The sequence below is a fragment of the Rhodohalobacter halophilus genome, from assembly GCF_001715195.1.
Lineage (GTDB): Bacteria > Bacteroidota > Rhodothermia > Balneolales > Balneolaceae > Rhodohalobacter > Rhodohalobacter halophilus.
Map to the genome: position 1 here is coordinate 19,566 of NZ_MDWE01000016.1, position 11,708 is coordinate 31,273.

An 11,708-nucleotide genomic window follows, 5' to 3' on the forward strand; every position below is an offset into this window, starting at 1 on the left:
CTTATTCCTCCACGATAAGTCGGATTAACTGGTCACGCTCACGCTCTACGGCTCGTTGCAGATCAGCATCTTCGTCCAGGTCAAAATATTTACGACCGTCAATCCAGGTCTGTTCTGCTTTTGTGAGTGTTGAAAGTGGATCTCCATTCCAGATTACAAAATCTGCATCCTTTCCGCTTTCGAGTGAACCGACACTGTCTTCGATTCCAAGAATTTTTGCTGTATCACTGGTAACGAGTGAAAGTGCATCCTCCGGATCCATTCCGGCGCGTACCATCTTGGCCGCTTCCCAATTCATCCGTGATGCAATCTGGCTGTTATCGGAGTGTAGTGAAGTTAAAACACCCGCCTCTTTCAATAGTCGTGCATTGTAGAGTGTTCCGTCATAAGCCTCAATTTTGAATGAAGACCAGTCTGACCATACAACCGCCCCTGCACCATGTTCTGCAAGTTCCGGAGCTACTTTATACGCCTCAACACCGTGATGGAAGGCGTGGATTTTGAAGTCGAACCGTTCGGCAAGTCGCATCAGCATCAGGATTTCATCCTGACGATAGCTGTGAGACATAATTAGGATTTCACCGTTAAGAATATCGAGGAGTGCATCCAGGCGCAGATCTTTACGTGGCGGAATTCCCTGTCCGGTCTCATTCCACTCATTCCATCTGGCTTCGTAATCACGTGCCATGCGGAAACGGTCTTCAATAATCTGTTCGGTACCCATTCGGGTTTCAGGATAGCGGTCGGAACCGACTCTTTTGGGATTTTCGCCCAGTGCAAATTTTACGGTTCTCGGTGCATCCTCAATCATAAGATCGTCGGAGAGAGCGCCCCATCGCATTTTAACGTGTACATTTTGTCCGCCAATTGGATTCGCTGAACCGTGCATGACGTGTGCAGTTGTCAAGCCGCCTGCAAGTTGACGATACATCCAGATATTATTGATGTTCAGTACATCACCCATTCGAACCTCTGCAGTAATTGCATTTCCAACCTCATTGACACCGTCAACTCCGGAGTGGAGGTGAGCGTCAATCAAACCGGGGGTTACATGCTTACCTTCCGCATCAATTATAACAGCATTTCGCGGAGCGCGCAGGTTCTGTCCCACTTCAACGATCTCTCCGTTTGAGACAATCATGTCGGCATTTTCCATGATTCCCTGGGCCCCCATGGTCCAGATGGTGGCATTACGGACAAATACGTTTTGTGGCTGTTCGGGTATACTTTCACGTCCGTACTCCATGGCCGGCCGCAGATCAGCAAGCTGAACATCCCGATTCAACTCTTTCGAGGAGTCGCCATTTTCGGCTGCGGGCAGTGTACTGGTTCGGGTAGCACTGAATTGAACACGTTCTCGTCCTGAAACCTCAGCCCAGCCTCTTAAATTGTCTCCATCAAGAGATGCTGTAAGTCGTACAGGACCTTCAAAACCTGCTTCACTGCCTGCAAAATGAGCGCGAATACGTCTTGGCAGATCTTCATAGCTGACCGATGCCAGATCTACTTCGCTGCCACTGATGGTCATGGTGCCAGAGAGTCTTCCGGGACGGTTTTCCTCAATCTTCAATGTTCCGTCAATTGATCCATCATTTGAGGCGATTTCCCACACACCTCGCGGATTCATCGCATTTTCGTGGTTTATACGATAGTGATCTCCGTCAACCCAGAGGTCGATGATTTTGGAACCGTCTTCAAACAGATCTCCATCTGCAATGATGAAACTTGCACTTTTTCCGGATTCAATCGAACCATGAGTAGAACTTATCCCCAGAAGGTTTGCCGGGTTTGTTGTAAGAGCGGCAAGGGCTGTCTCTTTATTTAACCCGAGTTTGATCGCTTTTCTCAAGTTAGGCAGGAACGATGATTTGTTGTCGAGACCTTTTGTGGTTAAGGAAAATTGTATGCCCGCATCGGCAACCCTGCCCGGATTTTCAGGTGACAGATACCAGTGGCGCAGATCGGCTAAATCTTCTCCGAGTGCATTTTCAGGTGTATCCACATCAGGTTTATCGGCAAAATTGAGTGGAAGAATAAGCGGCATCCCGCCATCCCTTAATACATCAAGGAGTTTATATTCATGTCCATTACCCAGAATCCATGGGGTGATGTTAAACTCATTGGCAAGACGTCTGACTCTCAGAATCTCTTCATCACTGCCGGTTTCAAAAAGGAGGGGCTGCTCACCGTTTGCTGCATTGCGAAGAGCGGCAAGTGGAGCATTCGATTCCGGACGTTCCAGTGAACGATCGTTCATATAGGCTTGATGGGCCCTTTCATACCAGTCTGCATCATAAAGGGTTTGGCGGATGAATGCGATAACTCCGATTGCCGAAGTTGGATAGGTGAACCCAAACTCTCTGAATCGTGAAAAAGTAGCTCCCTGGGCTACACCGGATTGCACAACACGGTCGGCAGAAAGACCGTCTTTGAGGCTCATAACGGCAGCTTCCCCTTTGAAAATACCGAGAGGAGGAAGTGTGAGTGCGGCTGTAAAACCCTGCTTTCTTAAATCATCACTGCCATCATTTTCATTGTCAAACTCCTGTTCCGCTTTGAGGTGAGCGCGAAGGTTTGGATTCCACGAGACATTACCACGATCTAACTCAACTCGCGGATCATTCATCCCGAGATCTGTATAAGGATCAATAAAACCGGGATAGATCGTTTTTCCTTCCATATCCCAAACACGTGCATCTGCCGGTGGAGTTACGCGTCTCCCAACGGCTTCAACAACACCATTTCGGATGACAAGGGTTGCATTTCGGACGGTTTCACCTGGAGCTGTAACAATGGTGGCATTGGTGAATGCGTGAACATTTGGTGTATTATCTTTCATCCCGTCGATGGGAGTGGTTTGTGCCACACCCCATGCAGGGAGTGCCAGCAGAAGCAGTGGAAGTAAAAGCCACCGCAACACTGAAGAGTGTAAGTTTTTCAGAGAGTCGTATGTATGATTCATAGAATCTGTGTGTGGTTCAGGGTTAATAAAATTGGTAAGTGATAGAGACTGAACCATTAGGTTCAGAATTGGATCGGTAAGAATTGCCAACGCGTTTACTACCGAGGATCATAATTTATAAATCGATCGGTCGATTCAAAATAAAATATAGAAGTGAGGGTGAGCGAATCGAAAAAAATTGTAAATGAAACCAACATTAGATTTGAGTACCATGTCTCTCAGGGATTGAATCGATAACTTCAGAAATCTCATAGTAGACATGGCATAGTTAATGACATTACCGTTTCGGTTTGGTTTCCGAAAACAAGTTGAACGAACTCAAAGGTATTGGTTTGCTTTGATAGAGGAATCCTTCACCATACGAAAAGCCGCCGAGGTGTCCGAAATGTTTAGCTCTTGCACGAAGGGCCTGAAAAAACTCAGGATCAGATATGTAAGTTTCCGGTTCATCTCCGGGGTCAGCTACATCAAACTGTGTTGAAAATGCTTTAATCGCTTCCTCTTTGATATCAATGGTGTCTGAAATATCAAATACAACATCCGGTTCGAACGGGCGATCCTGCATAAAGTGGAGCACATGTGAAGGCCTGTGAGGCTCTTGAAGATTTCCATTCTCATCTTTTGTTTCAATTTTGATCAATCCGCCGTAAAAGATGGCATCAATAAGCAAACGCGCCGCATCCCCATGATCGGGGTGTCGGTCTGATGGTGCAGGAATCAGACAAACATGGGGTTTGAATTTACGTACAGCTTGTATAATGGGAAGATGGAAAGCTCGTTTGTTGCGCAGTTCTGTGTCGGGTAGCCCCAGATTTTCCCGTGCGGAAAGCCCCAGTATTTTAGCAGCCTCAGCAGCTTCCTTCATCCGAATTTTGGGCGTGCCGCGAGAACCCATCTCGCCCCGGGTTAGATCAACTACGGCCACTTTTTTCCCCTGTTTGATCAATGAGGCCAGTGTTCCGGAGCAGCTTAGTTCAGTATCATCGGGGTGTGCGCCAAAGGCAAGAATATCAACTTTCATAGATAAATAAGGTTTTTCGTTTTTATTCAAATATAGTGAAACGAAAAGAGTTTATTTCCGTATCGCACATTCGAAAACTGTTTCTATATTAATCAGAACGTTTTCAATGATTAAATAGAAGTCTATAGAAAGGATCACCGTTCACACGAATATCGATGAATCGAATTTTTACAAGTTTTACCGAAGGTTTTAAGATTGCACTCTCTTCACTTTGGGCGAATAAGATGCGGGCTATCTTAACAACCACCTGTATCGTCATCGGTATCGTATCTGTGACCGCGATGAATACAATTACCGATGGTGTAGACAGGGCATTTGAGGATAGTATGGATATGCTTGGGCGAAACGTGGTGTTTGTTGAAAAGTGGCCGTGGGGCTTCGGCGGCGAGTACAAATGGTGGGAGTACCGTAATCGAAGAGAGCTCGAAGTTGGCTATGTCGATCAATTGAGAGATTTGGTGTTAAATGCATCCGAGGTTTCTGCAAACGTCTATCGGGGAACATCTGTTCGGTTTGAGGATCGCACAGCCGAAGGTGTGGGACTCGCCGGTGCAACTGCATCTTATTTCGAAACGGCAGGCCTGGATATTGGGGACGGACGCCCATTTACCGACTCGGACGAGCAAAGAGCCGCTAAAGTTGTGGTGTTGGGTGCCGGTGTGGCCGATCACCTTTTTCCCGATTCGGATCCAATTGGCGAGCGTGTGAGGATTCGAGGACAAAGATTTATGGTGATAGGAGTTCTCGAAAAACAGGGAAGTTTTCTCGGAATGGAAGATCTAGACAATCAAATGGTCATCCCCATTTCAGCTATGGCATCCATTTTTGATATTCGTAATAATGTTCGGCTCTCCGTACAGTTCCCATCAGAAGAGTTAATGGTAGACGGTGAGTATGAAGTGATTGGTGCGATGCGCCAGATTCGCGGGCTCGACCCGATGGACGACGACGATTTTGCAATCAACAAAGCCGCCCTTTTTGAACAAGAATTTCAGGGGATGAAAGTGGTGATCTACGGAATTGGCATCTTTTTAACCGGCCTGGCGCTCTTTGTGGGGGGTATTGGTGTGATGAACATCATGTTCGTATCGGTGAAAGAGCGAACCAAGGAGATTGGAATCCGAAAAGCCGTAGGCGCTCAGCCGTGGGAAATTCTGCTTCAGTTTTTAATGGAATCTATTGTAATCTGTATGCTGGGCGGAGTGATTGGGGTTCTTCTCTCTGTGGGAATTACCCAGATCATCAACCAGTTCTTCATAGCTTACATGGATTGGACCACCGTATTGAATGCCATTTTAATCTGTACATTTGTTGGAATTCTCTTCGGTTACCTTCCATCCAATAAAGCTGCCAAATCCAACCCGATTGAATCATTGAGGTACGAATAAGTATGAATATTGTTGAGGTTTTCAGGCAGGCAATCGATTCACTCCGGGCAAATAAACTTCGCTCGTCATTAACGCTTCTGGCTATTGCAGTCGGTGTCTTTGCGATCATCAGCGCAAACACGGCTGTGTTGGTATTGGATACATATTTTAAAGATACACTCAGTTTGATGGGCGGTGATGTTATAACTGTCAGCAAGTTTCCGGCAATTAACATGGGAGGGGAGAACTGGGACGAGATCCGAAACCGGAAAGATATTACGGTCGATCAAATGGAGCGCCTTCATGAACTTAGCCGGCAGGCATCCGAAGTTGGTCCAAATCGTACGTACAGAACTACCAGGGTTTCATACGGAGAAGAGGAGACCGAGCCTAACATCAACATCCGGGGTGGAAATCAATACTATCTCTCAAATAACGCATACGAAATTGAGGTCGGACGTAACTTCTCGGCAGAGGATATTGACTACTCACGTCCGGTTACCATTATTGGAGCAGACGTAAAGAGTGCACTGTTTGAGCAGGAGGAGGCTCTCGGGAAAACGATACGGGTTGAAGGCCGCCCCTATACAATTATCGGAGTTACAGAAGCGAAAGGAAATGTTTTCGGTCAAACACTCGATCGGTTTGTGGTGATGCCATACAGCACACTTGAAGGTGTTTATGGTCGGAATCAGAATATTGGAATTCAGGTTCGGGCCGGTTCCGTTGAAAAACTGGATGCCGTTATCGACGAAGTTACAGGTATTTTACGAGCCATCCGTAAAGTAAGCCCGGAGAGTTCCAACGATTTTGAAATTTCAACCAATGAATCGTTGGGAAGCGTTTTTGATAGTTTTACCGGAGTTCTTTACCTGATCGGTTTTGTGGTTGGCGGTGTGGTACTGCTCGGTGCGGGAATTGGAGTGATGAATATTATGCTGGTATCCGTAACCGAACGGACACGGGAAATCGGTATCAGAAAAGCTGTGGGTGCCACACGAAAAGCTATTGTGTCTCAATTTTTGATGGAATCGATCGCCATTTGCCAAATCGGGGGAATCGTGGGGATATTACTTGGTGCAGCTCTCGGTAATGGTGCGGCTATCTGGCTGGAGTCCGGTGTGGTTATTCCATGGAGCTCAGCTATCGGTGGAGTTATCGGTATGACCGTAGTTGGTGTACTGTTTGGAGTTTATCCGGCTTTTAAAGCTGCTCGTCTCGACCCGATCGAAAGCCTCCGATACGAATAGTATATCAGGCCCCTTCACTTTTTATGGCTAATACGTGTTAAGCCGATAAATTGAACTTGAGAATTGAAAGTTCTGTTTTAAGAAAACCAATCAAGGTGTTATTTTGATTACATGAAGGGTTGAAAACACTATTCAAGCCCTCCTGTAGTTTTTTTGAAAATGAAAATGGACAATACGATGAATGAAGATATTATAAACGATTTAAATGAAGAGCTGGAAGGTGTGATTGAGGAAGGCTACTCATTTCTGCAGGATGAAGAGTTGCAGGAAAAAATTCAGGAATTGAAAACAGAATCAGAACTTCTGATACGTAAGCACCCGATTAAAAGTGTTTTGATTAGTGCAGCAGCAGGATACCTGCTGGCCAGATTACTCAAATAATTTATGACAGACAGCCCAAAAGATAGCGACACCCAAAATAACCTGGGACAAGAGATACGCCTCTATGTTGAGAAACGCATACAGCTGATCAGTATAAATTTTGCTGAGCAGATCTCATTGATTGTTGCACAGTCTTTCCAAAAAATTGCTGGCCTGCTGATTCTCAGCTCGGCATTGCTGTTTCTATGGCTGGGAGTGGCATTTTTTCTGAGTGAACTGGTTCAAAGTAATGCTCTTGGGTTCCTGCTCGCCTCGCTGCCGCTATTTCTGGTAGGATTCATCTTTTCACGTACCAGTTCAAAAAAATTAACAGAACGTATTCAGGCTGAGTTGATTACAAAAGTGATGGACGGGGTGGAAGAGTCGATTCGTCCATCTGCAACAGATCAAAAAAATCAAGAGGAGAACGCTGGAAAAGAGTAATCACATATCGATGAAAGAGGTGAAAGAACGAAAGCAAAAGCTTAAAGATGAGATTCGACTCCTTGAATCGGGTTTTGAAAATCGTATTACGAAAGCGAAATCTAACCTCGGCCAAATTACCGGTCCCACCGGATATGTAAAGAAGAATCCGATTAAGTCTGTCGCGGTTGCGGCTGCAGCAGGTTTTACACTTGGGCTGCTCAAGAGAAGCAATAAATCTCGTTCATATTCCAACTCCAAATCAAACCCCCGAAGTGGAATTTCGTCTATTCTGATGAACGAATTAAAGCACATGGCTGTACAGAAAGCGATGTACTATCTCTCAGATGTTGTCGACCAGCAGTTGGCTTCCAGAAAGCGATCCGGATCTGAGAATAATTAATCACTTTTCCCGTCCTCTAACGGGGTTTTTGTAAAAAAACGTATTAAATCTTTTAGACGGAGTAATTTTACTGTAACTCTGTTTAAACTTTCTCGTGTAACACCAATAAATAATCATAACTACCGAATGATGCAGAAACTATTACTAACCTCATTATTTCTACTTTTTCCGGTTATCGGGTTTGCCCAGGCACAATCCATGACAATAGAACAGGCGATCAATACAGCGCTGGAAAATAATTACCAGATTAAACAGGCCGAAAATAATCGAAATCTGGCTGATACCAGGGTTCGAAGTGCACAAGCCGATTTCCTGCCATCACTGAATGCAGGCTTTAACGGTTCCCGAAACGTAGGTCGACAGTTTGTTCAGGAGGATCTCTCGTTTGAAGACAGAACAACCTACGGACTGAGTGGAAGCATAAATGCCAACGTTACCATTTTTGATGGTTTTGCAAATATTGCAGGTTTAAGAGGTGCTCAGGCTGATCGGGAATCAGAAGAGCTGAACTTTCAGAGGCTGAAAGAGAATGTGATGTTTGATACAGCCAGCCGATTTCTGGAAGTGGTATTAAATAGAGAGCTGCTAAAAATTGCTGAGAGTAACCTCGAAGCTTCCAGAGGTCAGCTTGAAAGAATTTCAGCAGAGGTCGAGGTTGGATCTCGGCCAACAGTTGACCAATACAATCAGGAGTCGGTAGTAGCCAATGATGAACTGACCTTGATACAGCGAGAAAATGCTTTGGAAGTGAGCATGGCAAGGCTTATTCGAATTATGCAAGATGACTCCATCACGGAGGTGGATCCCGTAATGCCTACCGTTGATGAGATGGCACTGATGCCAATGGATTTAAGCTTGAACGATATGATATCTGCTGCGCTTGAACAGCGAAGCGATATTCGGGCACAAGAATTCAATATTGAAAGTAATCAGCAGAATTATCGTATAGCCAGAGGTCAGTACTATCCAACCGTTTCGGCAAGTGCAGGTTTTAACGGCAGCTGGAGTGATCAGCTCCGTGACCCTATTACCGGGGAAACCGTTTCATTTAGTGATCAGTTTTTTGATCAAAACGTAAGACGTTCCCTTGGCTTTTCTATTCAAATACCCATTTTTAACCGATGGAATACGCGAACCAGCATCGAAAGCGCAAGAGTTCAACTTAAAAACAGTGAACTTGCTCTCGACAATGTACGCTTTCAGGTAACTGAAGAAGTTCGTCAGGCGTATAACGACTATGTATCTATCGTTAAAGAGTTGGAATCATCAGAAAAAGCACTGAGAGCGGCTGAGCGTGCATACGAAACAGAACAGCAGCGCTACGAAGTTGGATCCACAACGCTGATCGAGCTGAATCAGGCCAATGCAAATTACGTACAGGCACAGAGCAACCGAATACAGGCAGTTTACAACTTTGTATTCCAGGAGAAACTGCTCGATTACTACATCGGTCAGCTAAATTCAGAGTTTCAATTTTAAAACAAACAGTAACTAACGGTAAGGGTGATGGGAAAAAATAAGTCTGCGACAAAAAAACTATTAAAACTACTCGGCATACTTCTATTTGCGATGGTAGTTCTGGCAATTGTCGCTAAAACAGCCGGCTGGTTGGATGGCGACTCCGGAGAAGTGGAAGTTGAAACCCAACAAGCTGAATTGAGAACCATCACCCAGCTTGTTTCTGCATCCGGCCGCATTCAACCGGAAGTGGAAGTGATTATTCGGCCCGATGTATCCGGCGAGATTATTGAGCTCAACGTAAAGGAGGGTGACTTTGTACGCGAAGGTGAACTTCTGCTGAGAATTAAGCCGGATATTTATGAAGCGAGAATTGATGAGTTGAATGCCGCACTGCTTACCCAACAGTCTCGAATGGAGCAGGCACGGGCGACAATGCTACAGGCTGAAGCGGAGTTCATGAAAAATCAACAGCTATACGATCGGGAGCTTATTTCTGAGCTGGAGTTTCTTCAGATCAAAAATAATTATGAAGCACAAAAAGCGAATCTTAAAGCTGCAGAATTTCAAATAGAAAGTGCGCGGGCACAGCTTCGCAGGGCAGAGGAGGAGCTTCAGCAGACGGTGATTCGTTCACCGAAAGACGGTACAATCAGTCGGCTGGCAGTGGAACGGGGAGAACGTGTGCTGGGGCAGGCTCAGACTGCCGGTACAGAGATGATGAGAATTGCCCGAATGGAGCAGATGGAAGTTGTGGTGGATGTGAATGAAAACGATATCGTGAACGTCTCGTTAACCGACACTACCCTGATAGAAGTGGATGCCTATCCGAATCGAACATTTGAAGGAGTTGTGACAGAGATAGCCAACTCTGCAGATGTAACGGGTTCAGGTTCGGCCGATCAGGTTACGAATTATAAAGTGAAAATTCGGATAACTACACCGCATAACCTGGATCAGTCTCCTGATCGCATTTTAGCACAGGATGCCACAGATTCTGAAGTGCCGGAATTTATCCCAAATTTTAAACCGGGAATGTCGGGCACCGTAGATATCAAGGCAAACACTGTGTACGATGTGGTTTCAGTTCCTATTCAGGCCGTTACAGTTCGAAATTTCGCCGAGGATAAGCAGGAAAGTGATGAGGATGGCGAAACATCGGGAGTTAGATCACGTAGCACTGACGAGGATTTTCGAAGAGTTGTATTTGTAAACGATAATGGAATTGCAAAACGCGTTGAAGTTGAAACAGGAATCAGCGACAATACACACATTCAGATTATGAGCGGTGTAGATACAGGAGCTGAGGTGGTAACAGGCAGTTATCGAATTCTTTCGCGGGTACTCAATGATGGAAATCCGATAAAAGTACAAAACAGAAATAAGATCGCAGCGCTCGGAGGAAACTGATATGGCAAAGAAAGTAATTGAGATTAAAGATTTAACACGGCACTATAAAATGGGTGAAACCATCGTTCGGGCTTTGAACGGAGTGACATTTAACGTGGATGAAAACGAATATATAGCCATAATGGGACCCTCAGGATCCGGAAAGTCAACATTAATGAATATGATTGGCTGTCTCGATACACCAACTTCCGGTGAGTATATTTTGAATGGCAATCGTGTTAGCGAACTGGATGATTCTGAACTTGCTCAGGTTCGAAATCGAGAGATCGGGTTTGTCTTTCAGACATTCAATCTACTTCCCAGAACAGACTGCCTCAGTAATGTAGAGCTACCGTTGATATACTCCGGAATAAAAAGTTCAGAAAGAAAAAAGCGCGCGAAGGATGTTCTGACCCGTGTGGGACTGGGAGATCGGGTAGATCATAAACCCAATGAACTTTCAGGCGGGCAGCGTCAGCGAGTGGCAATTGCCCGTGCATTGGTCAACAATCCGTCTATTCTTCTTGCTGATGAGCCTACAGGGAACCTCGACACCAAAACCGGAGAAGAGATCATGAATCTTTTTGAAGAGCTCTACCGGGCAGGGAATACCATTATTCTGGTAACACACGAGAATGAGATTGCTGAGCATGCTCGCAGAGTTGTCCGATTACGGGACGGCTTAATTGAGTCGGACGAGCGGGTTGATAATCCTGTACTTTCCAATCGTGATTTAACCATGCAGCCTGCATAGGTAACTTTCCTTGATTAGATGGGAATTTACTTCAGCTAAATCAATAAAAGCTCTCCCTGAATCTAAACCCTTTCATGGATCTTGATAGGATATTCAGAGAGTCCTAACCATCGCTTTTCGATTAAGATACTTCCCCGGTGAGTGTGTCTGTAGTGTAGAATAAAAAGTCTTCTTGTTTAGGTTTGGCAGCGTCCAAACCTACCAAATCCCATAACTCACGAAGACCATAAGATTTCAAGAGAATAACTCCGGCACTTAATTGTCAGCCGCTTTAAAAAAGCTGATAGCAACATTACACTTCTACTTGCTCTTAATTGTAAG

The 11,708-nt window shown here is 45.2% G+C and carries 10 protein-coding genes; 8 read left to right on the forward strand and 2 right to left on the reverse strand.

Going from position 1 to position 11,708, the window contains the following annotated elements; genetic code table 11:
• Nucleotide 1 precedes the first annotated feature (1 nt).
• Both BG260_RS05505 and bshB1 read right to left on the reverse strand, forming a co-directional pair.
• The gene (locus BG260_RS05505; RefSeq protein ID WP_176719439.1) at nucleotides 2-2,962 is read right to left on the reverse strand and encodes an amidohydrolase family protein; all 2,961 of its coding nucleotides are present in this window, start codon (nucleotides 2,960-2,962) and stop codon (nucleotides 2-4) included.
• Nucleotides 2,963-3,239: 277 nt separating this feature from the next.
• Nucleotides 3,240-3,983: a bacillithiol biosynthesis deacetylase BshB1 gene (bshB1, locus tag BG260_RS05510; RefSeq protein ID WP_069130964.1), complete on the reverse strand. Its 744-nt coding sequence runs from the start codon at nucleotides 3,981-3,983 to the stop codon at nucleotides 3,240-3,242.
• Between the two features lie 155 nt (nucleotides 3,984-4,138).
• Between bshB1 and BG260_RS05515 the strand changes: the two genes are divergently transcribed.
• From BG260_RS05515 to BG260_RS05550, 8 genes are all read left to right on the forward strand, one after another.
• Nucleotides 4,139-5,371 carry an ABC transporter permease gene (locus BG260_RS05515; protein WP_069130965.1) on the forward strand — a complete coding sequence of 411 codons (1,233 nt, stop codon included), beginning with the start codon at nucleotides 4,139-4,141 and terminating at the stop codon, nucleotides 5,369-5,371.
• 2 nt (nucleotides 5,372-5,373) lie between these two features.
• Nucleotides 5,374-6,600 (forward strand): ABC transporter permease, encoded by a 1,227-nt coding sequence (locus BG260_RS05520; protein WP_069130966.1) that lies wholly within the window; start codon nucleotides 5,374-5,376, stop codon nucleotides 6,598-6,600.
• Nucleotides 6,601-6,777: 177 nt separating this feature from the next.
• On the forward strand, nucleotides 6,778-6,981 hold the full coding sequence (locus tag BG260_RS05525) for a hypothetical protein (RefSeq protein WP_069131046.1): 204 nt from the start codon (nucleotides 6,778-6,780) through the stop codon (nucleotides 6,979-6,981).
• 3 nt (nucleotides 6,982-6,984) lie between these two features.
• Nucleotides 6,985-7,404 (forward strand): hypothetical protein, encoded by a 420-nt coding sequence (locus BG260_RS05530; protein WP_069130967.1) that lies wholly within the window; start codon nucleotides 6,985-6,987, stop codon nucleotides 7,402-7,404.
• 10 nt (nucleotides 7,405-7,414) lie between these two features.
• Nucleotides 7,415-7,786: a DUF883 C-terminal domain-containing protein gene (locus BG260_RS05535; RefSeq protein ID WP_069130968.1), complete on the forward strand. Its 372-nt coding sequence runs from the start codon at nucleotides 7,415-7,417 to the stop codon at nucleotides 7,784-7,786.
• Nucleotides 7,787-7,912: 126 nt separating this feature from the next.
• The gene (locus BG260_RS05540) at nucleotides 7,913-9,265 is read left to right on the forward strand and encodes a TolC family protein (protein ID WP_245683905.1); all 1,353 of its coding nucleotides are present in this window, start codon (nucleotides 7,913-7,915) and stop codon (nucleotides 9,263-9,265) included.
• A 27-nt stretch (nucleotides 9,266-9,292) separates the two neighbouring features.
• Nucleotides 9,293-10,654: an efflux RND transporter periplasmic adaptor subunit gene (locus tag BG260_RS05545; RefSeq protein WP_069130970.1), complete on the forward strand. Its 1,362-nt coding sequence runs from the start codon at nucleotides 9,293-9,295 to the stop codon at nucleotides 10,652-10,654.
• 1 nt (nucleotide 10,655) lies between these two features.
• Nucleotides 10,656-11,387: an ABC transporter ATP-binding protein gene (locus tag BG260_RS05550; protein ID WP_069130971.1), complete on the forward strand. Its 732-nt coding sequence runs from the start codon at nucleotides 10,656-10,658 to the stop codon at nucleotides 11,385-11,387.
• Nucleotides 11,388-11,708: the final 321 nt, after the last annotated feature.

Bases quoted from the DNA above. Each gene is read 5' to 3' on its own strand.
- BG260_RS05530 (WP_069130967.1), top strand. From the start codon at position 6,985: ATGACAGACAGCCCAAAAGATAGCGACACCCAAAATAACCTGGGACAA.
- bshB1 (WP_069130964.1), bottom strand. From the start codon at position 3,983: ATGAAAGTTGATATTCTTGCCTTTGGCGCACACCCCGATGATACTGAA.
- BG260_RS05550 (WP_069130971.1), top strand. From the start codon at position 10,656: ATGGCAAAGAAAGTAATTGAGATTAAAGATTTAACACGGCACTATAAA.
- BG260_RS05545 (WP_069130970.1), top strand. From the start codon at position 9,293: ATGGGAAAAAATAAGTCTGCGACAAAAAAACTATTAAAACTACTCGGC.
- BG260_RS05515 (WP_069130965.1), top strand. From the start codon at position 4,139: ATGAATCGAATTTTTACAAGTTTTACCGAAGGTTTTAAGATTGCACTC.
- BG260_RS05540 (WP_245683905.1), top strand. From the start codon at position 7,913: ATGATGCAGAAACTATTACTAACCTCATTATTTCTACTTTTTCCGGTT.
- BG260_RS05535 (WP_069130968.1), top strand. From the start codon at position 7,415: ATGAAAGAGGTGAAAGAACGAAAGCAAAAGCTTAAAGATGAGATTCGA.
- BG260_RS05505 (WP_176719439.1), bottom strand. From the start codon at position 2,962: ATGAATCATACATACGACTCTCTGAAAAACTTACACTCTTCAGTGTTG.
- BG260_RS05525 (WP_069131046.1), top strand. From the start codon at position 6,778: ATGAATGAAGATATTATAAACGATTTAAATGAAGAGCTGGAAGGTGTG.
- BG260_RS05520 (WP_069130966.1), top strand. From the start codon at position 5,374: ATGAATATTGTTGAGGTTTTCAGGCAGGCAATCGATTCACTCCGGGCA.